Genomic DNA, 23550 nt, shown 5'->3' with positions numbered 1-23550 from the left:
ATTGGTCTAACAAAATAGGGAACATTATGAAAAACCTCTACAAAAACATCGGAACGGTATTACTGACAACATCCCTTTGTTCTATTTCTTTGGGTGTTGCCGCAGAAGCGAAGAAGAAGATCGGTTTTATTGTAAAACAACCAGAAGCAGGTTGGTTCCAAGATGAATGGAAGTTCGCTGAAATTGCGGCAAAAGAAAAAGGGTTTGAACTGATCAAAATCGGTGCGCAAGATGGACAAAAACTCATGTCAGCGTTGGATAACCTGGGCACACAACAAGCGGATGGCGTCATTGTTTGCGTACCAAACGTAAAACTAGGTCCAGCGGTTGTGGCGGCGGCGAAACGAAACGGCCTCAAACTGATGTCTGTCGATGATCGCCTGATTGATGGGAATGGCAATCCGATTGAAGACGTCGTTCATATGGGCATTTCTGCTTATAGCATTGGGCGAGAGGTGGGTGATGCACTATTGGCTGAAATCGATTCACGTGGTTGGGACAAAAACGAGGTAGCTGTTATGGCCTTAACTTACAAACAGCTACCAACGGCCTATGAACGCACGAAAGGTGCAACGGACGTATTGAACGAAAACAACTATCCAACGGCAAATATTTTTGAAGCCCCTCATCGATTGGATAATACCGAGCAAGCGTTTAATTCCGCTAACAGCCTTATTACGCAAAAAGGTGAGTTTAAAAAATGGATAGTGTATGGCATGAATGACCAAGTAGTTATTGGTGGCGTGCGGGCATTAGAAGGCAATGGTATTTCATCGGACAATATTATTGGACTTGGTATCAATGGTACGGAAGAAGCGATCAACGAGTTTCGTAAGCCGGTTGCCACGGGTTTTCACGGCACAATTATTTTGAGTGCTAAAGCTCACGGGTATCAAACATCTCTCAACATGTATAACTGGGTAGCCAATGGTGTTGAACCTGACAAGCTTGTGTATACCTCTGGTTATTTAGCCACACGAGATAACTTCGAAGAAGTGCGTAAAGAGTTAGGTCTATAATTGTGATAATTCGGGGTGAATAACCCCGAACACACCAAGGATTATACGAATGAAGAATCAACTCGAATTTCGCGATGTATCTAAAAACTTCCCCGGCGTTAAAGCACTTGACTCTATTAGCTTTTCTATTGGCCATGGAGAGATTCACGGTCTTATAGGTGCTAACGGTGCAGGCAAAAGTACGTTGATGAAGGTGCTTGGCGGCATTCATCCAGCAAGCTCCGGTCAGGTTGTGGTTAACGGTAAACCGGTTCATTTCCGATCACCTAGTGAAGCGATAAAAAATGGCATCGCGATTATTCACCAAGAGCTCCAACTGGTTCCTGAACAGACAGTAGCAGAAAATATATTTTTAGGTCGACTCCCGACAAACAAAGGAAAAGTCGACTGGAAAAAAATGAACCAACTTGCCGACGTTCAGCTGAAAAAACTTGGCCTAAGCTTCTTACCAACCGATAAAATCAGCAAGCTTTCAATGGGTCAACAACAGATGGTTGAGATTGCTAAAGCAATGATATTGAATGCCAATATCATTGCTTTAGATGAACCGACAAGTAGCCTGTCAGCCGCAGAAACAGAGGTGCTTTTTAGAGTGGTTCGTCAGCTGCAAGAACAAGGAAAAATACTGATTTATATTTCTCACCGAATGGCGGAAATATTTGACCTTTGTAGCTCATGTACTGTGATGAAAGATGGACAACATGTCATTTCATATGATGATCTAACCCAGATCGACCGCCAGACAATTATAGAAAAAATGATAGGTCGAAACCTCGGTGATATGTATGCCTATTCTCCCCGTGACCTTGGTGATACCTGCTTTTCTCTCAATAATATTCAAAGCAAGTTGTTCCCTAACAATGTTCAATTTTCAGTACGAAACAGTGAGATTCTTGGTTTTTTCGGGTTGGTTGGTTCTGGTCGAACCGAATTAATGAAATCCATTATTGGTGCGTTATCTAGTCAACATATTGATGCCTCTTTAGATAGCAAAACACTTCCGACGCTAACGCCTAAACGGGCTATTGAAAATGGTATTTTGTATTGCTCGGAGGACCGAAAAAAAGAAGGGAATATTACTTTTCGATCGGTTTGGGAAAATATTACCATCAGTAGCCGTCGTAACTTCTGGAAGCTTGGTGGGATATTAAATCTAAGCAAGGAGATGGAGCAAGCCAAACACTTTGTCGATCGGCTAGATATTAAAACCCCCTCCCTTGAAAAAGAGATCCAGTTCCTTTCTGGAGGGAATCAACAAAAAGTAATTCTAGCACGTTGGTTATCTGAACCTCGTATGAATGTACTTATTGTGGATGAGCCAACTCGAGGTATTGATGTTTCCGCCAAAAATCAAATCTATAACGTCTTGTATGAGCTAGCGAATAAGGGGATTTCAATTATCGTAATTTCGAGTGAACTACCTGAAGTAATGGGCATCACCGACCGTTTGTATGTCATGCGGGAAAATCAAATATCGGCTCAATTTACGCGTGAAGAATATCAAGAAGAGAGCATTCTTTCTAAGGCTTTCCCAGAACAGGAGATGACAGTATGACGACGGTTAATAGCACCACAGATGTTAATAAGACCACTGAAATAGAACTACCCATGAGTAGAAGTGCCACAACATGGTCGTTGATTCGTAGCAGTGAAAATTTCAACATCATTGTTGTCTATATATTGTTATTTATTTCGTTAGCGATATTTGTCCCATATTTCTTTTCGCTAAGAAACATGGTGGGGCTTGGCCTTTCAATATCACAGATAGGCATGGTGGCCTGTACGATGATGTTCTGCCTCGCATCGAAAGACTTTGATTTGTCGGTAGGATCTCAAGTGGCTTTCTACGGCGTGCTTGCGGCGTTAATTGTCAATGCAACAGACAGCTTTATATTAGGTATTATTGGGGCATTGATAGCCGGTATTTTTATTGGCCTTATGAACGGAATTTTTGTTACTAAAGTTCGCGTAAATGCGCTTATTGCCACCTTGGCTATGATGGAAATTGTACGAGGCGGTGCCTATATTATTTCGGGAGGTAACGCTGTCGGTGTAGTAAACATGGACTTCTTCATGTTAGGACAGTCTACTATTTTAGGGATGCCGACCCCAATAGTGATTACTATTCTCTGTTTTGTTGTGTTTGGTTTCTTGCTTAAAAATACGGCTTATGGACGAAATGCATTGGCGGTGGGTGGTAATGCCGACGCTGCAAAACTGGCGGGCGTCGATGTCGATAAAGTAAGAATCACTAATTTCGCTCTACAAGGTGCAATATGCGCTATTGCCGGGGTGATACTGGCTTCCCGTATCACCAGTGGACAACCGAATGCATCGTTAGGCTTTGAACTCAGTGTCATATCAGCCTGTGTACTTGGCGGCGTATCATTAAATGGTGGTAAAGCAAGTATTATTGGCGTTGCTGTCGGGGTATTGATTATGGGTACGGTAGAGAATGCTCTGAACCTACTTAATATCGATTCCTTTTACCAGTATCTAGTCCGGGGTGGTATCCTACTTCTTGCGGTTGGTGCAGACCAGTATCGTCAGAGGCTAGCAGAGAAAGGGTAGCTTTATTCAATATTAAGAGGGAGTCTATAATGCTCAAAGGCATGAACAATCAGTCGGTCAGAATGTTCAATTCGAAGCTGATTATTAGACTCCTTTTTCAATATAAACAGTTAAGTAAGTCTCGCCTATCTCATTTATTGGAGCTCAGTATCCCTGCGATCAGCAAGATCCTTCTTTTTCTTGAGGAGAAGGGTTGGGTAGAACACGTTCAAACCAAACATACCGGAAGAGGTAATTCGAGTGGGGTGTATCAAATCTCTCATAAATCGAGCCCAATTATTTGCCTACATGTAACGCCCACAACGATTTCAGCGTTGGTTGTGAATGGTAAAATGGAGCTTATCCTAGACCGTTGGGAAAGGAATGTTTCTCCCGCGGTTCCAGAAGAACTCGTCCAGTCCGTCATTGACGTTTATCGACGTTGTGTAAAAGAAGCGAATGTAGGCAAACTCAAGATTGCTCTCTCTTTGCATGGGCAGGTTGATATCCATGCTGGAACTTCTATGTTCATGCCTCAAGCACCATGGAATACGCCGATTGATTTTAAGTACATCCTAGAAGAACAACTGGGTACAGACGTTACCGTGGATAACGACTGTGTGATGCTCGCACTAGCAGAAAAATGGATAAACCCTGATCATGCTCGTGACTTTTGTGTCATTAATGTCGACTACGGTATCGGTTCTTCATTTCTAATTGATGATCAGATATTTAGAGGTGTGCTATACGGAAGCGGACAGATAGGCCACTCAATCATCGACCAAGATGGAAAAAAGTGTGGCTGCGGTCGATACGGTTGTCTCGAGACTGTGGCATCGACAAAAGCGATGTTAGCGGACATTCGAAAGCAAACTAAAAATCGACTTTTCTATGAACAGTATTATCTCGATGAATTTGAATTTGAGCAATGTGCCCAACTGTATTTGCAAAATGACCCATTAGTATGTCGATTCTGCAATAAGGCCGCGAGCACATTGGGGATCAGCATCTACAATTTCTTAGTGACGATGAGTGTCAATGACATCGTTATTTATGGTGAGGCCTGCAAGTTAGGAGAGCATTGGTTAAGAGTTATTAAAGATCAGGCACACTATAATCCATTTGAAGGGAACGTCATCTCGGTTAAAGAGCAGAAATCCAGTATTCGATTTGGTGAACTTAGTGATACTCAGTTGTTACAAGGGATAGGCTATCTGTTTATTGAGAAAATGCTGATAGCCTTTAATTAAGGCTCACTCAAAGACCACTAAGATTCCCGTTTTCACGGAAATGACGAAGTATTTAGCGCTAACCGAGCCGCTAAGTGTTTTTTCAATCGATAATGATTTTTGACTATCAATTATTCAGTACTAAAGAATCCAAAATACCTTCACCACTATGAATTCCCCCTTCATTCTTACACGCAGGTTTACTGCGAATAAGGTAGCCCGCGTAGCCATCTATTTCAGTGGCTGGTTCACCATCATAGTAGGCAGTAAATAAGCCTATCTCGCTAACAAGATCATCGACATGAGCTTGAACACCATCGCGTACTGCAATCGTTGGTACTTCACGCTCGTGAGGATATAAACGCTGCATTAATGCCCATGCGTCATACTCTTCTGGCTTGAGTTGTTGTAGCTTCTTGCTGATGTCTTCACCAAATACGCAGTGACCGCCACCCTCACCTTGGTTTTTCAATACCCACTCTTGTTTATTTGCTTGTGTGTTGAACCAGTTCACAGTCTCTTGAGTTATAGGCTTCATGTCCGCTAACACACTTTTTACCAGTTTAGCCTCTTCAAGGTTAAGCCCCCAGCGAGCATATTCTTCAGGTGGCATGATGGTCAGTAGCATCTGCATCGTTTTACTGGTGGCAAGTTGCTGACTAAACGTCGCATTAATCGCAACATGGTGCCGTTCAATAAATAGCCTTGTTTGGCTTAACGTCTGACAACATACCGCTTCATCTTGTTTAGGCGAATAGTAATCAGAATATTGGTAGCCGGCTCTCAGGTACACAACGTCAATGGTACCAACACCTTCCAACATTAAGCGTTGATTATCACCGGTTGAAAGCTGTGTGCTGAGCTGCTTAAAAGTACGTCTTACCGTTCGTAAACCTTGCTTCTGTAGCGCGATTTCTAACAAATGTTGATCATAAACATTGTCTTCATTTTCTTGAATAACCATCAAAAAAGTCGGCTTGCTTGGAGCAATATCGGAAGTAAACGTCATTTTTACTTTTTTAGCGGCGTGCGCAATACCATAAGCAAGTTGGTCAAGCCCTTGGTTTTCGGCTGGAGTCGAAAGGCTATTTTCCAACCATGCATGATAAACTGTTGGCCATTGACTGCGAAAAAACGCGTGGAACTCTGTTGCACGTTGACCAAACGGCCCCATACCTGCGGCAATTCCATTGAACTCAATAACTTTTGCACCGTGCTGACGATCATCCATAAAATCGGTACGCATCAATAATAGTGGTTTTCGTGCTGGCGTGAATCGATGCTCTGTATCGCCATGAGCTTGTTGGTGCAACGATAATAAACGACCAAAAAACGGGTCCGCTTTTGCCACATCATCCAGAGCCGATTGGAGGAAGTCGTGATCCTCGGAAACATTGTTTATCAACTTGCTAATGAGTGGCGTCACTTTACGTAAATGTTGAAATACTGCGCGCTCCATTGACATTGGTGCAATACTAAATGGGCAGTGCCTTGCAGTGTTGTCGGCTTGGCGGAAGGCGACACCATGCATAATAGCCCACTCGGTCGCTTCTTCGATGATTTGCGGTGAAACGTAAGGGCGTGTTGTGTTGTTCATTGTTACTCCAAAAATATCTTTTCTTTACCGCGTAACAGGTTTACATACCCAGTTACGCGCGAGATAGCAGGTTACCTATATCGAAAATATTATGTTTGCTAATTGTGTGCGACTAACAATTTCTCTGTCTGGTTGGGTCTTTTGGTGAGTAGTCGGTTATACCATCTTGACCGACTTCAAAATCACAACAGGCCATCATCTGTTCTCGAAATTTCACACGACTTCGTTGTACTCGGCTCTTTGCGCCTGATAGTGACAAACCAAGCTGATCAGCAATACCTTGTTGTGAAACGCCTTCTAGCTCTGCCAATCGGAGTGGTGTGCCATATTTTTCTGGCAGTTCATCAATTAAGGGGCGTAAGCATTCTGCCAATTCCTCACGTGCTTGTTTGCCGGTATCCTCGTCCTCAGCAATCAGGTCTTCTGGCAACGCTTCATATGGCTGGCGATCTCGATAAAAGTCCATGATCGTATTGTGGGCGATACGAAATAGCCAACTTTTGAGGCTGCCTTTTGACTTCAATTGATGCAGGTTGCCACTGGCTTTGATGTAGACATCTTGCAGGATGTCATCCACGGCATCAGTGTCATCAATACGTTTGCTGACGTAATGACGAAGTTGTGCCTTGTGATTTTGCCATTCAGATATCATACAAACCGGATCTCAACTTAAATAACTATTTTCGATACTCTGACTAAGACGGAACTATCCGTGAAAAGACGCAAAATTTCGTCATTATTTTTTGAATATCGTTACTGGGTTAGTGTGTTTTGTGTTGCTGTCTCATTACGATATAACATTAGCATAAGAGATAGAATATCTGTTTTTTATGGCTATATGTACTACCAAGATTCCTGTGAAAACGAGAATTTTCTACATGTTATCTATTAACCAAGTTAAAACTGACTAGAATTAGATCCCCACCTATATGAACAGCGGTTCGGTAATTCGTCATTTTGATGATAATATCAGCAAGATTCCTGCTTTCACGCAATGCCGTTCGGTCAACGTTATCGAATTTCGTCGTCCTCACGAAAACCAGCGTCATCCCCATGAAAATGGGGATCTAATACCACCAAGATTCCCGTTTTCACGGGAATGACGAAGTATTTAGTACTAACCGAACCGCTTTACGTTTTTATGGGGGCAAGCCCCCAAGGCTCCTTATTTTATAACGCTATCGAGTAATGCATCATCGGCAACCGTTGGGATGGTTACCGTTAACCTAGGTTCGGCGGCCATTGCTCTTTTAATCGCAAAAATAGCGCCATCATTTCTCGCCCAGCTTCTTCGCGATATGCCGTTATTCACATCCCAATGGAGCATCGATTTTACTCTTCGGTCGCAATCTTCTGAGCCGTCAAGCATCATACCAAAGCCACCATTGGTTACTTCGCCCCAGCCAACACCGCCGCCGTTGTGAATACTTACCCAGGTAGCGCCACGGAATGAATCACCAATCACGTTGTGAATTGCCATGTCTGCGGTAAATTGTGAGCCGTCATAGATGTTCGACGTTTCTCTATAAGGTGAATCGGTACCGGATACATCGTGGTGGTCGCGCCCAAGAATGACGGGAGCCGAGATTATCCCTTGCTTAACGGCGTCATTAAACGCCTCTGCAATCCGCATTCGCCCTTCGGCATCCGCGTATAAAATGCGCGCCTGTGAGCCAACAACGAGTTTGTTCTGCTTCGCCTCTCTGATCCAAAGTAGGTTATCGGCTATCTGTTGTTTGATTTCAGAGGGTGCTTCGTTGTACATCGCTTCAAGCACATCACCGGCTATCCTGTCCGTCATATCGAGATCTTTTGGATCGGAAGAAGAACAGACCCATCTAAATGGCCCAAAGCCATAATCAAAACAGAGAGGGCCCATGATGTCCTGAACATAAGAAGGGTACCTAAAGGTTCCATCTTCTTTCATGATATCGGCACCCGCTCGGCCAGATTCAAGTAGAAATGCGTTGCCGTAATCAAAGAAGTACATCCCTTTGGCTGTTAGCTTATTGATCGCATCGACGTGCCTTTTAAGTGAGACCTGCACAGCCTTCTTAAACTCCTCGGGCTTGCTTGCCATCATTTCATTGGACTGTTCAAAGCTATACCCAACCGGGTAATAGCCACCCGCCCAAGGGTTATGCAGCGATGTCTGATCAGAGCCAAGGTCGATGGTAATATCTTCGATAACGAACCGCTCCCAGAGGTCGACGATATTGCCAAGATAGGCCAAAGAAACCGGCGTTTTTTCTTCCACCGCTCGCTTCACTCTGGCGATCATTTTGTCCATTTCTTCATACACTTCGTCAACCCAACCTTGCTCCAACCTTTTATACGCTGCTTTCGGGTTCACTTCCGCCACGATACCAATGGTTTTGGCGATAACCGCCGCTTTTGGTTGCGCGCCGCTCATTCCACCTAAGCCAGAGGTCACAAAAATAGGGAGCTTGGATTGGTCACGATCCTCTATCATTCGGGCCGCATTCAAAACGGTAATCGTCGTGCCATGCACAATGCCTTGCGGGCCAATATACATAAACGAACCGGCGGTCATCTGCCCATATTGGGTCACCCCTAAGGCGTTAAACTTTTCCCAGTCATCGGGTTTGGAATAGTTCGGCACCATCATACCGTTTGTGACCACGACCCTTGGTGCGTCTTTATGGGAAGGAAACAGCCCCATAGGATGACCAGAATATAAAACCAATGTTTGCTCGTCGGTCATCTCGGCGAGGTATTTCATGGTAAGCCGATACTGGATCCAGTTTGAGAATACGGACCCATTTCCACCATAGGTAATCAGCTCTTCAGGGTGTTGTGCAATCGCGTTATCAAGGTTGTTGCTTAGCATGAGCATAATCGCAGCCGCTTGCTTACATCGGTGTGGAAACTCGTCGATCGATCTAGCAGAGATCACGTAAGACGGCATAAACCGATACATATAGATTCGACCAAAGGTCTCTAGCTCTTGGTAAAACTCTTCCGCGAGTACAGCATGATGTTCAGCTTCAAAATATCTGAGCGCATTCTTGACGGCCAATTTTTTCTCACTTTTCGTCAGAATGTCTTTTCTTTTCGGAGGATGGCTTAGGCTTTCATCCCTCTCTCTTTTTGGGGGAAGAATCTTAGGGATACCCTCTAAAACCATCTCCTGAAAACTCATTTCACTCATCATAGGCCTCGTTTCTGTTCTTTTTCTCTAGGGAATACAATTGTGCCGCTGCCTCTAATAACGCGTTAATCATCTGCTTTAAGAGTGGGCTGATTTGTTGTTTCTTTGCGCTATCTAACCGATAGCCTTCGACACTATCTTGTAGGTAGGTCGCTTGAGATAGCTCCAGTTGTATAGCGTGAATATCTTGGTCTGGTCGACCAAAAAAGCGCGTGATATGTCCGCCCTTAAAGCGACCATTGCAGACATGGCTATAGCCGCTGGTCGCAATGACGTTATTGACGCTTGCTAACAAATGGTCTGAGCAAGCATCGCCAGCATTGGTACCAAAGTTAAAGTCGGGCAACCGGCCATCAAACAACATCGGTACTTCTGCCGCGATACTGTGGGCATCAAATAAGATGGCATAACCAAACTTGGCCTTAATACGGGCCAGTTCAGAAGTGATTTTTTGATGATAAGGCTGCCAAACCTCGGTTTTTATCTGGTCTTTTCTCGACTCACTATGCTGCCTATCACCTATAAATACGGGCTGATCAGAGAATGAAATTTCAGGGAAAAGCCCGGTTGTTTTACTGCTGTATAAGGGTTTGTCATCGACCGGACGATTCAAGTCGATCACGTAACGCGAATAGTTAGCGCTGATCACACCGACATTGAGATCGGACAAAAAATCGTACAGTTCGGTCACGTACCAATCGGTATCCGGCAGCGTTTTCGCTTCTTTACTCAGTACCTTGTTCATCTCTGGTAACAGGGACAGACCGGCATGAGGAATACTCACCAAAATAGGGCTGTCGCCTTGAACAAAGTGATAAGAATTTTCGATTCTAGACATGGCATACCTCTCCGGATTTGACACGAGTTTTAACCAGATTGCCACCAAGCCAATAACTGAGTTCGCCGGGGCTTTCAACGTCCCAACAGATAAAATCAGCCACTTTCCCTATCCCGAGTTCGCCATGGGTACTGGATAAACCAAGCGCTTTAGCCGCGTGAACGGTGGTTCCAGCCAAGGCTTCTTCAGGGGTTAGGTCAAAAAGGGTACAGGCCATATTCATCATCAGTCGCAGTGACAGGACAGGTGACGTGCCGGGGTTGGCATCCGTTGCAATGGCTATCGGAACTTGGTATCGACGCAGCAAGTCGATAGGGGGTTTTTGCGTCTCTTTTAGCGTGAAAAAAGCACCGGGTAATAACACGGCGACCGTGCCATGTTTTGCCATTGCGGCCACATCTTGCTCGGTGATGTATTCTAAATGGTCAGCGGAAAGCGCCTGATAGCGAGCCGCGAGCGACGCACCACCAAGAGAAGAGAGTTGTTCTGCGTGAAGCTTAACGGGCATGCCAAGCGACTGCGCGGCAGAAAAATAACGCTCGACCTGAGCCGGGCTAAATCCTATACCTTCACAAAATGCATCGATGGCGTCGGCAAGCCCCAGTCTGTGTATCTCTGGCAATAGTTCATCGCACAGGTAATCAATATAGTCATCTGGGCGGTTGATATATTCTGGTGGCAGAGCATGGGCGGCTAAGCAGGTGGTTCTGATATCAACGGCGTGTTCAGCGCCCAATGACCGAGCCACCTGTAGCATCTTGCTTTCATGCTCTAGGGATAAACCATAGCCGGATTTTATCTCCACCGTGGTCACGCCGTCTTTCATTAGCGCAAGCAGTCGACGTTTTGCAGAGTCGAACAATTGCTGATGGCTTTCTTCACGGGTTGATCTGACCGAAGAAGCAATACCCCCTCCGTTTTCAGACAGGGTTTTGTAGCTGACGCCATTTAATCTCTGTTCAAACTCATTGGCACGGTTGCCACCAAAAACCAAATGGGTGTGGCAATCGATTAGACCCGGCGTTACCCAACCGCCACCAAGATCATGCTCGGACTGGGCTTGATAGGCGGGCAGTTCCGCTTGTTTGCCGATCCAGCTAATACATTGGTTTGTTACCCCTATGGCGGCGTTTTCGATCACCTGATATTGGCCATCAACCATGGTGGCGACATGAAAACCATGCCAGATTGAATCAAATGTTAGCGTGTTGTTCATAGTCACCTCTGGCATTAGCTACTCGGTAATAAACCGGCAGGCATAAGGTCGTTGTGGACCGCCTGTATCAACAGGTCATTGGCTTTTTCAATATCAGCCGCAAAGTAACGGTCTTTGTCATAAAACGGCACACGAGCGCGAAGCTCTGCTCGCACTTGTTCAAGCCGTTCTGTCGATTTAAGCGGGGCACGAAAATCCAAACCTTGAACCGCAGAGAGTATCTCTACTGCCAAGATACCCCGCGTGTTCTCGGACATGTCTTTCAGTCGGCGGGCGGCGAAGGTCGCCATAGAAACATGGTCCTCTTGATTTGCCGAGGTGGGTAGGCTGTCCACAGAAGCTGGATGTGCGAAGGTTTTATTTTCACTCGCCAAGGCGGCGGCGGTGACCTGTGCGATCATAAAGCCAGAGTTAACCCCGCCATTGTTGACAAGGAACGGCGGTAACTTACTAAGGTTGCTATCGATGAGTAACGCCATACGACGCTCGGATAGGCTGCCAATTTCAGCAATCGCGAGCGCAAGGTTATCCGCTGCAAACGCAACAGGCTCGGCATGGAAGTTACCACCGGACAGGATGTCACCCTCTGCGGCAAAGACTAATGGATTGTCGGATACGGCGTTGGCCTCGACTAATAGGGTCTTTGCCGAGTTACGGATCTGGTCTAAGCAGGCACCCATTACCTGTGGTTGACAGCGCAGCGAGTAGGGGTCTTGAACCTTCTCGCAATCGACATGTGATTCGCTTAAGTCGCTGCTTTCCGTGAGTAAGTGACGATAGGCCTCGGCGACATCAATCTGGGTTTGGTGCCCACGGACTTGATGGATACGGTCATCAAAAGGACGGCGGCTACCGAGTGCCGCTTCAACCGACAATGAACCACAGACAACGGCGGAGGCAAAAAGGTCTTCAGCATGGAACAGACCTTCTAGAGCAAAAGCGGTAGAGGCTTGGGTACCATTCAGCAGTGCTAAGCCTTCTTTCGGTGCTAACGTAATCGGCTCTAAACCCGCAATAGCTAAGGCCGCTTGCCCTGAAATGATTTCACCTTTATAGCGCGCCTGACCTTCGCCCAACAATACGGCGCTCATGTGCGCTAAAGGAGCCAAGTCGCCAGAAGCACCGACCGATCCTTTTTGTGGGATGCAGGGGTACACTTCTTTGTTAATCAGCGTGATAAGTGCCTCGATAACCGATAAACGGATACCAGAAAAACCGCGCGCCAGGCTATTCACCTTAAGCACCATTACCATTTTGACCGTTGCGTCGTTCATTAACTTACCAATGCCGGCCGCATGAGATAAAACAATGCTGCGTTGCAAGGTGTCGAGGTCTTCTTCGGCTATCCGAGTATTCGCGAGTAAGCCAAAACCGGTATTGATGCCATAAACCGTGCGGTTCTCTTTAATCACGTCATTTACGATCTGCGTGCTGGCGTGAATCCCTTCAATCGCGTTTTGATCCAGCGACAATTTTACCGAATTACGGCTAATTTCGCGTAGCTCTGGCAAGGTGATTTTTCCAGGATTTATTGTCAATTCGAACATCAGGCACGTCTCCATTACATCTATTGTTTCGTTTTTTTGCTGCATTCATGAGTAACTCCAATTTAGGAATAACAAGATGATGCTACATGTATATACAAGTTGCTATAAACAATAAAAGTAAATCTTAAATAGTGCAAGTTTTTTAGGCAAAGGTAGCGAGTTTCGATCAAAAAAAGCAAGGTGGGTGAACGTTAGGCGTAAACAAACCATTGTTTATTGCCACTATCGCCCACCAATAATGCCTTTCCGTCACACCCGTGAAAACCTAATGTTGTTCGGTTAGTGCTAAATACTTCGTCATTCCCGTGAAAACGGGAATCTTGGTGATATTAGATCCCCATTTTCATGGGGATGACGTTGGTTGTCGTGAAAACAGGTCAGTCTTCGTCGGGATGACAAAATTCGATTCCGTTGGCCGAACATAATTGCGTGCAAACGGAAGTCTGGTGGGAAATAGATTCCTACTTTCGTGTAATGCTGTTCGGTTAGTGCTAAATACTTCGTCATTCCCGTGCAAACGGGAATCTTGGTGATATTAGATCCCCATTTTCATGGGGATGACGTTGGCTGGCATGAATGACGAAGGGGGCATGAATGACGAAGGGTGGCATGGATTACGAAGGGTGGCATGGATGACGAAGGGGGGCATGGATGACGTAGGGTGGTAGGAATGACGGGTACTGGCAGTGATGACGAAAACTAACAGAACTGACGAAAACTAACAGAACTGACGAAGCAGACTGTTTATTAAACGAGTTTACTGTCCAAAATGACCGAATAATTGAAAGCGAGAGCCGGGGGATAAAAGCCGCGCTGTGGTGACCAGTTGATCGTTAGACCAGGTACGGCGTTTGATCTGCAAACAGGGTTCACTTATGTCTATCTGCAATAGCTGGCACTCTTCGGGTGTGGCTATTACTGCTTCTACAAGGTGTTCGCCTTCGGTCATAGGGGCTACCTTCATTAGGTAGTCATACGTGGCGTTATGTTGAAATTCCTGCTTATCGTAGTCGGGTGCGAGGGTGGCGTTGACCACACGCTCTTCGATCTGAATCGGCGACTCGTTTTCTAGGTGCAAAATGCGAGCACGAAAAATGGGGTGATTGGTTCGAACCCCAAGGTTCATCGCCTCTTCCATGTTGGCCTTAGACTGCGTCAGCTCTATTAACTCGGCCTTGTGCTGGTGGCCTCTTGCCGCGATTTCTTCGGCAATGTTGTGGACTTCGAACAGACCAGAATGCGCTTTTTTCTTTGGGAGGCTCTTCGCAACGAAGGTTCCGACGCCTTGTTGACGTGCCAATATGCCTTCGCCAGTCAGCTCTCGTAGGGCTCGATTTACCGTCATGCGGCTAACACCCAAGGCCTTCACCATCTCAGATTCTGACGGTACTCTCTGATCGGTTTTCCATTCCCCGCTATCAATTTTCGCACAGATGGCCTGTTTTACTCTGGCATAGATAGGCGCTGGAGAATCCTCGATCGATTCCGATAGGCTGTACATCATGCTGCTGGTGGTTTCGACCATAGTTGTGCCTTGTTTGACCTGTGCGTATTGAAGAATAGCGGTGGTTATCGTTTGATTAAATGGAATTATAACCACTATTTCGGATGCATAACAGGTTTTGTATAGCAAATTACACAACTTGTATAGACAAGATGAGTTCTGATACACTAAATTCATCAAGACGTTAAGTAAAAGGGTCCTCATGACAAGCCAAGTGTATTTTGCAGAGCAAGCTTTCCTAGCGGAAGGGTGGGCGAACAACGTTCGTATTGAGGTGCTTGATGGCGTGATACAGGCAATCACCCAAGATACGAAAGCAGATAAGGCGATTCGATTAACCGGACCCACGTTACCCACCATGGCGAACCTTCATTCCCACGCCTTTCAACGTGCGATGGCCGGAATGGCCGAGGTGAGCCTAAATCCAAACGACAGCTTTTGGAGCTGGCGTGACCTCATGTATAGGATGGTGCAAAAACTGACACCGGACGACGTTGGTATTATTGCGACCCAGCTGTATATCGACCTAGTAAAGGCAGGCTATAGTCAGGTGGCGGAGTTTAATTATCTGCATCATCAGAACACTGGCCAACCTTATCGCCAAAAAGAAGAAATGGCGCAGCGGCTTATTCAATCGGCCAATACTGCTGGGCTAGGGTTAACCTTGTTGCCCGTACTCTACAGCCATTCAGGCTTTGGTGGGCAATCGGCCAGTGCAGGACAGGCTCGATTTATCAATACGACCGACCAATATCTGTCTATTCATCAAGGCTGCCAAAAGATAGTGGCGGACCATGACCTACACCAAATCGGTGTCTGCTTTCACTCTTTACGAGCCGTAACACAGGACCAAATCCATGATGTATTGGCAGAAGCACCTGATAACATGCCGATACATATCCACATTGCTGAGCAGCAAAAAGAAGTACAAGACTGTTTAAGCTGGAGCGGTCAGCGGCCCGTGCAGTGGTTAGCGAACGAAATTGGCCTAGATGAAAGATGGTGCTTGGTGCATGCCACGCATCTAAGCAACGACGAGATGATGTCGATTGTCCAGCATCGCGCGGTTGCAGGGTTATGCCCTACAACGGAAGCGAACTTAGGTGACGGGTTGTTTCCCGCCGTTGAATTTATGCGCGAGAAAGGGCGTTGGGGGATAGGCTCGGATAGCCATGTGAGCTTATCGGTCGCCGATGAATTACGCACATTAGAATATGGCCAGCGCCTACGAGATCAGCAACGCAACAGGCTGTATAACCCGCAACAAAATCATGTTGGCGATTTTCTATTTCAGCAGGCACAACAAGGTGGCAATCAGGCGTCGAATGTAAAACTGGGATTGACTGTCGGCCACCGAGCCGACTTTATGGTGCTTGATCATCAGCATCCTTTTATCGCCGCCAGTAAAAATGAAGACATCATTAATCGTTGGATTTTTGCGTGTAACGAGAATCTTATCCGCCATGTTTATGTGGCAGGAAAACCGGTGATTAGTGATTTCAAGCACGCCCAAGAAGACCAAGCCAACCAAGATTTTACGGCCTTGCTGAAACGTTTATTTTAGTCATCGTGTGGGTGATGATGTTTGAGGCTGACAATGAATCAACGGCGATAATGGCTAGGGTTCAATTTCCTCGCCATCCCATGCGAAGCATTTGCCACTATCGGTTGGGGTTAGGTTTGCGACGACGTTGAGCAATGACGCGGCCGAGAACGCAGGCGTGAATAGCTTGTCTTCTGGTACGTTATGCTTAAATGGCTCAGACAAATGGCTGTTCACCGTTCCGGGATGCAGGGTAACAACGATCGCTTGTTTGTTGCTTCTGCCAATCTCGATTGAGGCGCTTTTGATAAGCATATTCAATGCGGCTTTAGACGCCCGATAAGCATACCAACCACCAAGCCGATTATCAGAAATACTACCCACACGCGCCGAAAGAACCGCAAAAATCGTACGATGTTTACGTTTTAGTTTGGGTAAGAAATACTTGGCGATAAGCGCAGGCTGAATGGTATTCACTTGAAATAAGCGCTGGAAGTTGTGCTCTGATAGATCCATAAGGCACTTTTCTGGCTTGAGCTCTCCATCGTGCAAAATACCCGTGGCAACAATGACTATATCAAGAGGAGCGTCTTTCGATGCCAGAAGAGCGGCCTGTTGAATGGAACCTTCACTCTCATAATCTATGTCGTGACAGCGTAGATTATCTGTCTCTTCTGCCGAGTGATGTCTGGAGAAAGCGTGGATAACCGCATTCGGGTGCAAACTCGATAACTGCTGCACTAGCGCACTTCCAATGGCACCTGAACTGCCAATAATTGCAATGTTGTTGACCATCGTATTCCTTAAAGATGCGTTTCCCTAAGTATCACTACGAGTGCTTCCTAACAATCGATCACTTGCTTTGTGTTTTATCGCGGCGTGCGGCATTAGATAATGCCGACTTAATTATGGTGACGTACTTAGACGTCTGTTTTTACTGGTATCAACAACCTTTGCATAGATCAACTCTGCGTCATTTGGTTCTTCAAACATGTCGTTTGCTATCTCAAACATTTGTGGAGACACCGGGAAACTGAAGGTATCACCGGCTTCCGTATTTCGCGTTATCACTCGAGATTGCCGTGTGGCGAGATCGGTCGTTAAGAAATAAAAGTGTTTTTCAACATTCAGGGCTTCGCACAGTGTGTTGATTCTTTCTCGGTCGGCTATTTTTAGTAGCCCTAGGTCAAAAATCACATTGTATCCTAAGCTTATAGACTGCTTAGCGACCAACCATATCTGATTCTCACACCTCGTCACTCGCTCAAATGTCCAATTCAGCTCTGGCATGCCATTCAGGTCATCGAGATAAAGCGTTTTAAACCATTCATCGATGGAAAAAATCATGGCGTTATGTTGCTTCGCTAACTGTTGAGCGAAGGTACTTTTACCCGCTCCAATCGGACCAAATATAATGTGTATGTTACTTTTATTCATATTAGATTTACCTTACCAATACCATTTTAAAGCGAACGAGCTTTAGTTATATTCACTTTATTTTGTTGTTAAGTTCGCTGAGCAGTTGCAGCTCTTTCTTCGAAAACAGAGAGAATGCAGATTGAGCGGTGTGTTCAACCGCGACGGAGGCGTCTTGGAATAGCTGCTCGCCAGCCGCAGAAAGGCGGACCAAGCTTTGCCGTGCATCCCTTGGGTTACTCTCTTTTACCACTATGTGAATTTTTTCCATTGGCGCCAAAAGGCGAGTAATGCCGGACGCGGTTAAACCAATGTTGTTTGCCAAGTGAATTCTGCTCATGGCCATCCCTTCAGCACTGTGCAGGTGGTACATAATGGTATACTCGGTAAAGCTAATACCATGCGGGCTTAAGCAAGAATCCACCTTTTTGTTTAGCACCGAACTAATAAACGAATGCTCGATTAAAAGATTGGATTGTGGCAGTAAAGACATAATAATTACCTTGTGTAGTCGTTGACTTATAATTGAATAGTAGTTGATTAGTCAAGTATATATCAAGGTAATAAAACGTCAACAATTGATTGTGTAGGTATCATTTCGGCCAATTTCTTGCCCGGTGATGACTGGATTTGGTCATGTCGAGTCATACGCGATTATAAATAACCGGCATTTTCCCCTTCCACTGGTGCCATAAAACCTCATCACTGATCAGATTAAACATGAAATTAGCGACGTTAATACGGCTGGTTTTGCCGGCGTTAAAAATGACATTTCTAAGCGGTGAGTGATGCAGCTCGTATTGGCTGATAAAGGGTTCGTCTGTCAGGCTGTCTGGACGAACCACAACCCATTCAATCTGTTTATGCTGTTGGCCTATTTGAAGGCGAAGAAAGTCGGCTGCTTTTTCATTATCGAGGTGCGGAGGCAGTACCCAACGTAGTGCGGAAATAATCATCCTTTGTGAAACCGGGGGTTTCTCGGGGATATCGTCATTGCTGTTGCCCGTTGTATTCATAAGGATGAACTTTACTTCCTGTTCAAGGCTCATTGATTCTAGTGTGTGGGCTACTTTTTCGACGGCATCGGTGACGAGCTTTCTCGGCTGGCCAAACATCCCCTTGGCGGTGAGATTGTGGCCTAAACAAGAGATAACAGCGTCGCACGGCTTAAGGTAACGTGCTAGATCTTCGGTTGGCAGCTCAGAGATATTGGTTTTTATGACCTGTAAGTGCGCTTGTGAACGCACTTGTAAAGGGGGTTGCTCGCTAAACCACTCAGGCAGTGCGCTGTTGGCGCGAACAATGGCTATCACGTTGATACCTTTCTCAAGGCACTGTTGAACCACTAACTGACCCGTCGCGCCACTGGCCCCTAACACTAGTACTGTTTTCATTACATCTTCCTGATGGTTGTGGGTTCTTTACTATTTCAGATGGCGATCGTAACACTCGGCATGTAGGATAGGTATGTCGATATAAACACAACAGGTATGCATTTACGTATGGATTGGCAATCGGTTAATTTTGACTGGAATCGAGCTCGCGCCTTTTTAGTCACTGCGGAAGAGGGGTCTTTCTCTGCTGCTGCAAGGGCTTTAAAGATGACGCAGCCAACACTTGGCCGCCAAGTGGCCGCGCTAGAGCAGGAGCTGGGCATTGTGTTGTTTGAACGTGTCGGGCAGGGGCTCATTCTTACCCCAGGGGGCCTAGAGCTTCTCGATCATATTAGAGCAATGGGAAACGCCGCTAACCTCGCATCGCTTACTGCCTGTGGCATTTCACAAAATATTGAAGGGACCATCTGTATTAGCGCCAGCGAGGTTCACGCGGCATTTTGGCTGCCCAAGATCATTGCGAAGCTGCGCAAGCAACACCCGCAGATTCGCATAGAGATTGTCTCTACCAACAAAACCAGCGATCTAATGCGCCGAGAGGCAGACATTGCCATTCGAAACTTTCGACCTACGCAGCCTGAGTTGATTGCGAGAAAGATAAAGGAAGTGGCGGCTCGTTTTTACGCTACACCCGCTTACCTTAATGAGATGGGCAGCCCACGCTGTATTGATGATCTTAATAAGGCCAGTTACATCAGCTTCGACCGCAGCGGAATGTTGATCAAAGAGCTTAATAGCCGGGGCCTACATCTTACGCATGATAATTTCCCTATCATCAGTGAAAACTACATTACGCACTGGGAGCTGGTAAAACAGGGCTTAGGCATTGGCATCATGCCCGAGAATATCGGTGACTCGGAACCGTTGGTAGAACGAGTACCAACCGAACTTGACCCGTTTGTCTTTCCTATATGGTTGACGACACACCGTGAGCTTAATACCAGCCGCCGAGTGAGAGTGGTGTTTGATTTTATTGCCGCTGAGCTGTTGGATTTGTTGGAGTAGTATTTACGTTGATTTTGGACGTCTAATCTTGTTTTATCGAACATCAGAAAAATGCGAATTCACGAGCAAAATCAAACGTTCTGTAGTGGTATTCTACTTCATGTAATAACGATATCTTGTATTAACAGGTTGAGGAAGTAGCCGTATGTATAAACACATTCTAGTTGCCGTAGAGCTTTCAGACGAAAGTGACTCACTCATAGACAAGGCGGCGGTTTACGCCAAAAAGTTTAACGCCGATGTCTCACTGATTTATATTGATAGCACCCACGGGGAAATTTACACTGAATTTTTCGACATGAATTTGTCGGAGAGTAAGTCAAACGTTTCGGAAAAAACCAACCGTTACTTTGAACGTTTCATTAGCCGTTCGGAAGTGCCGATTAAGGTGGCGTTAGTTGGGACAGGCAATATAAGTAACAAACTCCCTGACGTGATAGAAAAACACGAAATTGACCTGCTGATCTGCGGTCATCACCACGATTTTTGGAGCCACTTTATTTCGACCTCTCGCCAATTAATTAACACCAGTTTAGTGGATATTTTGGTGCACCCAATTGTGGAGAAGAAAGGCGAGTAGGGGATTTCTCACTCTCACGCTATGAACTGACCCCCAATAGTTAAACAGCCAATTATTGGGGGGCATTTCACTCCAGCGTGGGAATGCATACAATACACGCTACCGCTTATGTTAAAACTGCAATGAGTCCCCTTGTTCTGGGAAGATAAAATTGACACCTAATTTGTTTTTGTCGGCTAATTGTTTTTGAATGATAACTTTAGGGTCTTCACCATTTTTTAAGCTGTATTTAATGTGGCTTATAACCACATTTAACCCTTCTAATGAACCTGTACCATTCATTTCTTCTAATACCGTTAATTCTTTTATCAACCAGTTTGGTGTTAAATGACCAAATAAAAATTTATCCGGTGTTTTATTAGTGAAAGAAACCTCAATGACAATGCCTTTTAATTTACCTTGTTCAATAAAAGGTGCTAATGCTGACCAAGCACTATGCAATGCCGAGCTTTTTTCAACTTCATCTGGACCCGTATCACCGAAATAAGCAAACACATCATCTTTATTATTTTTTAAAATAAATACAGTAGACTGACCACCAGAATGAGAAAGAGGCATTGCCATAACACGCATTGTTGTATTCGAAATCGTACTCCATTGAGTAGGATTTAGGTCAACATAATTGTATTTATTAAGCTTAAAACCACGTCCTTTGTTGGCAAAATTAGGCCATGCTGACCAGTTGAAGTAGTTATTCATCAGATCTTGATTGGTTGCTTCTAACGCGTAAATAGGTTTTTTACTGTCATCTGGTGAGGAGATAATCAAACCTGCTACATGATCTAAATGCGCATGACTAATTAAATAACCTTTGATTTTTTCATTTAAAATATAGCCGACTTTGGTATAAGCTGAATTATCTGGCAAAGTGATGTGATTAAATGCGCCTTGTTTCTCCGCAACAATCAATCCATTGACAACTGTTCCTGAATCGAGCATGACATAATTAGGATCTTGTTCACTTTTAATTAAAAAAGCGGTTAAGTTACCATCTTGTATTCCCCCTTTATTACCTAAAACAACAGTATCAAAACTGGCGGATTGAGCAATAAAAGAAAAAACACATAAGCAAGCGGTAAGTAACACCGTTAATTGATTTTTAAACATATAGAACTCCATTCATTGAGCATTCCTTGTGCGAAAATAATATGATACCGCGAGTGAGTGAATAATATATTACCTATTTGTGTCAAAAAATGCTCTTTTGATTCGATAGGCCGTTTATCTAGGGAAAACAAGTAGAGCATGATCTACAATAAGTTACCCTATAGGTAAGAAAATGTAGACCTAATCAGGTTAATAAGCTATTGCAAGAGAACGAGGTTCGTAAAGACATTAACATAGAGATGAGTCGCTTTGTTCCTAAGCACACTAAAGAAAGAACGCTCAATGACCCAGAATATCTCTTGTTCCCACGCTCCCGCCTTTCTCGTTCCCGCGTGGGAATGCACGTAACTTAAAGACGAGAAGCATTCCGCAGGTCGTGGCGGGCGTATAGGGAGTGTGGTGTTGTTTAGGTTAGGTGCATGTCCTTTTTGATGCAGATTATCTATCTTCAAAAAACAAGCCAAACGGATTGCCAAATTTTTGGCGACGTTGATACAAAACAGTAATGGTCAGTAACAATGCTAAAAACTCTGAACTCGGACCCGCTAGCCAAATACCTGGTTCTGCAAATAGCATTGGCATTATAAAAATTAAAGGTAAAGTAAATAAGTATACCTTTGCCAATCTTAATATAGCGGCTCTTTTCGCATCCCCCATGGATTGGAATACAACACCAATCATCATTAGCGGGCCGAGTAAAAGTAAAGCGGATGACATAATGGGTATAATGCGCGCTACTTCTGCATTCACATTTTCGTCATTCAAAAATACGCTACCTAATTGATCTTTAAACAGTAAAATAAACAACTGACAACAAAAACAATAGATAAAGGCAATGACGATGGAGATTTTAATTGCACTGTTTGACCTAAGCCATTCTTTCGCACCAATGTTATTCCCTAATATGGTTTGAAACGCCATGCTCAGTCCTAATAAAGGCAGGAAGATAAATGTCATGATCCGCGTAATAATGCCATAAGCTGCAACGGTCATGCTGTAGTCCGCGTTACTCCAAATTTGTAAGTTATATAAAATAAACGCAGAAGATAGCGCCACCCCGACATAAGACAAACTTGTCGGTGCGCCTAAAGCTAAAAAGTCAGACCAACAATGACGACTTGCAGTAAAGCGAAGAATAGAAACCTTTAATACCGTTTTGTGGTAACGGCGAAAAAAGTACACCGCTAATAGTGATAATGTTTGTGCCAGTAAAGTGCCATAAACAGACCCCACCACTCCCCAATTAAGTACCGCAATAAAAAGATAGTTAAATACTACGTTCAACAATACAGATAACAAAGGCACTAAGGCCATAAAAGCCATTTGCCCTTCACAACGTAAACTATCGCTATTAATGGTAAGAACAAATAATAAAGGCGAGAAAAATACCATAAGTGATAAGTAGTCATAGCTTATGGCCGATAAGCTCTCAGAACCATTGTTAACAAACCATACCAAGTCTTTGCCACCAACTAAAAATAATAAAATTAGCATCAAGCAAACAAACATAGATAACGTCATGGCTTGTGCGTAAGCTTCAATCGCTTGTGTTTTTTTATTTGCACCTAGTAATCTTGCCATGACACTAGAAAAGCCAGCAGACACCCAACTCGACAAGGCGACAAGTAACATAAATGCAGGGAATACAGAGGTAACAGCGGTAAGAGCTTGAGTGCCCACATACTCACCTAAAAAATAGGCGTCAACCAGTGAGAACGAACCATTTACTAACATCATTAAAATAATAGGTGCTGCGGTTTTCATAAATACTAAAGGTAACGACCCTGTAAGAAAAATATTGTTAGAAGAAGCCAGCATATTTAAAACATTCCT

The 23550-nt window shown here is 44.8% G+C and carries 20 protein-coding genes; 7 read left to right on the top strand and 13 right to left on the bottom strand.

Annotated elements, in window-relative coordinates:
* Window positions 1-26 precede the first annotated feature (26 nt).
* From IUZ65_RS09990 to IUZ65_RS09975, 4 genes are read left to right on the top strand one after another with little or no spacing between them, the layout of a single operon-like run.
* A complete protein-coding gene (locus tag IUZ65_RS09990; RefSeq protein WP_195703585.1) occupies window positions 27-1019 on the top strand; it encodes an arabinose ABC transporter substrate-binding protein in 993 nt (330 codons plus the stop codon).
* Window positions 1020-1068: 49 nt separating this feature from the next.
* Entirely contained in the window at window positions 1069-2574 is a 1506-nt protein-coding gene (locus tag IUZ65_RS09985; RefSeq protein WP_195703584.1) for a sugar ABC transporter ATP-binding protein, read from the top strand.
* The gene (araH, locus tag IUZ65_RS09980) at window positions 2571-3590 is read left to right on the top strand and encodes an L-arabinose ABC transporter permease AraH (protein ID WP_229638035.1); all 1020 of its coding nucleotides are present in this window, start codon (window positions 2571-2573) and stop codon (window positions 3588-3590) included. The genes IUZ65_RS09985 and araH overlap by 4 nt, the downstream gene beginning before the upstream one ends.
* 29 nt (window positions 3591-3619) lie before the next feature.
* Complete coding sequence (locus IUZ65_RS09975; protein ID WP_195703583.1) at window positions 3620-4819, top strand: ROK family transcriptional regulator; 1200 nt, start codon at window positions 3620-3622, stop codon at window positions 4817-4819.
* Window positions 4820-4925: 106 nt separating this feature from the next.
* Here the strand turns inward: IUZ65_RS09975 and IUZ65_RS09970 are convergent, their stop codons facing one another.
* From IUZ65_RS09970 to hutC, 7 genes are all read right to left on the bottom strand, one after another.
* Window positions 4926-6395: a glutathione synthase gene (locus IUZ65_RS09970; RefSeq protein ID WP_195703582.1), complete on the bottom strand. Its 1470-nt coding sequence runs from the start codon at window positions 6393-6395 to the stop codon at window positions 4926-4928.
* 112 nt (window positions 6396-6507) lie between these two features.
* Window positions 6508-7047 (bottom strand): RNA polymerase sigma factor SigZ, encoded by a 540-nt coding sequence (gene sigZ / locus IUZ65_RS09965; RefSeq protein WP_195703581.1) that lies wholly within the window; start codon window positions 7045-7047, stop codon window positions 6508-6510.
* 513 nt (window positions 7048-7560) lie between these two features.
* Entirely contained in the window at window positions 7561-9570 is a 2010-nt protein-coding gene (locus tag IUZ65_RS09960; protein ID WP_229638034.1) for a urocanate hydratase, read from the bottom strand.
* Window positions 9560-10405, bottom strand: coding sequence for an N-formylglutamate deformylase (gene hutG / locus IUZ65_RS09955; protein ID WP_195703580.1), 846 nt, complete (start codon window positions 10403-10405; stop codon window positions 9560-9562). The genes IUZ65_RS09960 and hutG overlap by 11 nt, the downstream gene beginning before the upstream one ends.
* Window positions 10398-11621 (bottom strand): imidazolonepropionase, encoded by a 1224-nt coding sequence (gene hutI / locus IUZ65_RS09950; RefSeq protein ID WP_195703579.1) that lies wholly within the window; start codon window positions 11619-11621, stop codon window positions 10398-10400. Before hutI ends, hutG begins: the two co-directional genes overlap by 8 nt.
* Window positions 11622-11635: 14 nt before the next feature.
* The gene (gene hutH, locus IUZ65_RS09945) at window positions 11636-13168 is read right to left on the bottom strand and encodes a histidine ammonia-lyase (protein ID WP_195705075.1); all 1533 of its coding nucleotides are present in this window, start codon (window positions 13166-13168) and stop codon (window positions 11636-11638) included.
* A gap of 757 nt (window positions 13169-13925) precedes the next feature.
* The gene (hutC, locus tag IUZ65_RS09940; protein WP_229638033.1) at window positions 13926-14801 is read right to left on the bottom strand and encodes a histidine utilization repressor; all 876 of its coding nucleotides are present in this window, start codon (window positions 14799-14801) and stop codon (window positions 13926-13928) included.
* Between the two features lie 73 nt (window positions 14802-14874).
* On the opposite strand from hutC, the gene IUZ65_RS09935 reads away from it, so the two are divergent.
* A complete protein-coding gene (locus IUZ65_RS09935; protein WP_195703578.1) occupies window positions 14875-16236 on the top strand; it encodes a formimidoylglutamate deiminase in 1362 nt (453 codons plus the stop codon).
* Window positions 16237-16290: 54 nt separating this feature from the next.
* On the opposite strand, the gene IUZ65_RS09930 is transcribed toward IUZ65_RS09935, so the two are convergent.
* From IUZ65_RS09930 to IUZ65_RS09915, 4 genes are all read right to left on the bottom strand, one after another.
* Window positions 16291-17010, bottom strand: coding sequence for an SDR family NAD(P)-dependent oxidoreductase (locus IUZ65_RS09930; RefSeq protein WP_195703577.1), 720 nt, complete (start codon window positions 17008-17010; stop codon window positions 16291-16293).
* A gap of 111 nt (window positions 17011-17121) precedes the next feature.
* A complete protein-coding gene (locus IUZ65_RS09925; protein ID WP_195703576.1) occupies window positions 17122-17652 on the bottom strand; it encodes an AAA family ATPase in 531 nt (176 codons plus the stop codon).
* A 52-nt stretch (window positions 17653-17704) separates the two neighbouring features.
* The gene (locus IUZ65_RS09920; protein ID WP_195703575.1) at window positions 17705-18124 is read right to left on the bottom strand and encodes a MarR family winged helix-turn-helix transcriptional regulator; all 420 of its coding nucleotides are present in this window, start codon (window positions 18122-18124) and stop codon (window positions 17705-17707) included.
* 151 nt (window positions 18125-18275) lie between these two features.
* Window positions 18276-19025 (bottom strand): NAD(P)-dependent oxidoreductase, encoded by a 750-nt coding sequence (locus IUZ65_RS09915; RefSeq protein WP_195703574.1) that lies wholly within the window; start codon window positions 19023-19025, stop codon window positions 18276-18278.
* Between the two features lie 108 nt (window positions 19026-19133).
* On the opposite strand from IUZ65_RS09915, the gene IUZ65_RS09910 reads away from it, so the two are divergent.
* Together IUZ65_RS09910 and IUZ65_RS09905 are read left to right on the top strand one after the other, a co-directional pair.
* Entirely contained in the window at window positions 19134-20030 is an 897-nt protein-coding gene (locus IUZ65_RS09910; RefSeq protein ID WP_195703573.1) for a LysR family transcriptional regulator, read from the top strand.
* A 145-nt stretch (window positions 20031-20175) separates the two neighbouring features.
* Window positions 20176-20610: a universal stress protein gene (locus tag IUZ65_RS09905; protein ID WP_195703572.1), complete on the top strand. Its 435-nt coding sequence runs from the start codon at window positions 20176-20178 to the stop codon at window positions 20608-20610.
* A gap of 111 nt (window positions 20611-20721) precedes the next feature.
* Here IUZ65_RS09905 and IUZ65_RS09900 read toward each other — a convergent pair whose 3' ends face one another.
* Both IUZ65_RS09900 and IUZ65_RS09895 read right to left on the bottom strand, forming a co-directional pair.
* Window positions 20722-21717 carry an MBL fold metallo-hydrolase gene (locus IUZ65_RS09900; protein ID WP_195703571.1) on the bottom strand — a complete coding sequence of 332 codons (996 nt, stop codon included), beginning with the start codon at window positions 21715-21717 and terminating at the stop codon, window positions 20722-20724.
* A 438-nt stretch (window positions 21718-22155) separates the two neighbouring features.
* Entirely contained in the window at window positions 22156-23535 is a 1380-nt protein-coding gene (locus IUZ65_RS09895) for an MATE family efflux transporter (RefSeq protein ID WP_195703570.1), read from the bottom strand.
* Window positions 23536-23550: the final 15 nt, after the last annotated feature.

Source organism: Vibrio sp. VB16 (genome assembly GCF_015594925.2).
Classification (GTDB): Bacteria; Pseudomonadota; Gammaproteobacteria; order Enterobacterales; family Vibrionaceae; genus Vibrio.
The sequence above is the reverse complement of the archived record's forward strand: the minus strand, read 5'-3'. Positions and strand labels throughout refer to the sequence as shown.

Bases quoted from the DNA above. Each gene is read 5' to 3' on its own strand.
- IUZ65_RS09990 (WP_195703585.1), top strand. From the start codon at position 27: ATGAAAAACCTCTACAAAAACATCGGAACGGTATTACTGACAACATCC.
- IUZ65_RS09985 (WP_195703584.1), top strand. From the start codon at position 1,069: ATGAAGAATCAACTCGAATTTCGCGATGTATCTAAAAACTTCCCCGGC.
- araH (WP_229638035.1), top strand. From the start codon at position 2,571: ATGACGACGGTTAATAGCACCACAGATGTTAATAAGACCACTGAAATA.
- IUZ65_RS09975 (WP_195703583.1), top strand. From the start codon at position 3,620: ATGCTCAAAGGCATGAACAATCAGTCGGTCAGAATGTTCAATTCGAAG.
- IUZ65_RS09970 (WP_195703582.1), bottom strand. From the start codon at position 6,395: ATGAACAACACAACACGCCCTTACGTTTCACCGCAAATCATCGAAGAA.
- sigZ (WP_195703581.1), bottom strand. From the start codon at position 7,047: ATGATATCTGAATGGCAAAATCACAAGGCACAACTTCGTCATTACGTC.
- IUZ65_RS09960 (WP_229638034.1), bottom strand. From the start codon at position 9,570: ATGATGAGTGAAATGAGTTTTCAGGAGATGGTTTTAGAGGGTATCCCT.
- hutG (WP_195703580.1), bottom strand. From the start codon at position 10,405: ATGTCTAGAATCGAAAATTCTTATCACTTTGTTCAAGGCGACAGCCCT.
- hutI (WP_195703579.1), bottom strand. From the start codon at position 11,621: ATGAACAACACGCTAACATTTGATTCAATCTGGCATGGTTTTCATGTC.
- hutH (WP_195705075.1), bottom strand. From the start codon at position 13,168: ATGTTCGAATTGACAATAAATCCTGGAAAAATCACCTTGCCAGAGCTA.
- IUZ65_RS09935 (WP_195703578.1), top strand. From the start codon at position 14,875: ATGACAAGCCAAGTGTATTTTGCAGAGCAAGCTTTCCTAGCGGAAGGG.
- IUZ65_RS09930 (WP_195703577.1), bottom strand. From the start codon at position 17,010: ATGGTCAACAACATTGCAATTATTGGCAGTTCAGGTGCCATTGGAAGT.
- IUZ65_RS09925 (WP_195703576.1), bottom strand. From the start codon at position 17,652: ATGAATAAAAGTAACATACACATTATATTTGGTCCGATTGGAGCGGGT.
- IUZ65_RS09920 (WP_195703575.1), bottom strand. From the start codon at position 18,124: ATGTCTTTACTGCCACAATCCAATCTTTTAATCGAGCATTCGTTTATT.
- IUZ65_RS09915 (WP_195703574.1), bottom strand. From the start codon at position 19,025: ATGAAAACAGTACTAGTGTTAGGGGCCAGTGGCGCGACGGGTCAGTTA.
- IUZ65_RS09910 (WP_195703573.1), top strand. From the start codon at position 19,134: ATGGATTGGCAATCGGTTAATTTTGACTGGAATCGAGCTCGCGCCTTT.
- IUZ65_RS09905 (WP_195703572.1), top strand. From the start codon at position 20,176: ATGTATAAACACATTCTAGTTGCCGTAGAGCTTTCAGACGAAAGTGAC.
- IUZ65_RS09900 (WP_195703571.1), bottom strand. From the start codon at position 21,717: ATGTTTAAAAATCAATTAACGGTGTTACTTACCGCTTGCTTATGTGTT.
- IUZ65_RS09895 (WP_195703570.1), bottom strand. From the start codon at position 23,535: ATGCTGGCTTCTTCTAACAATATTTTTCTTACAGGGTCGTTACCTTTA.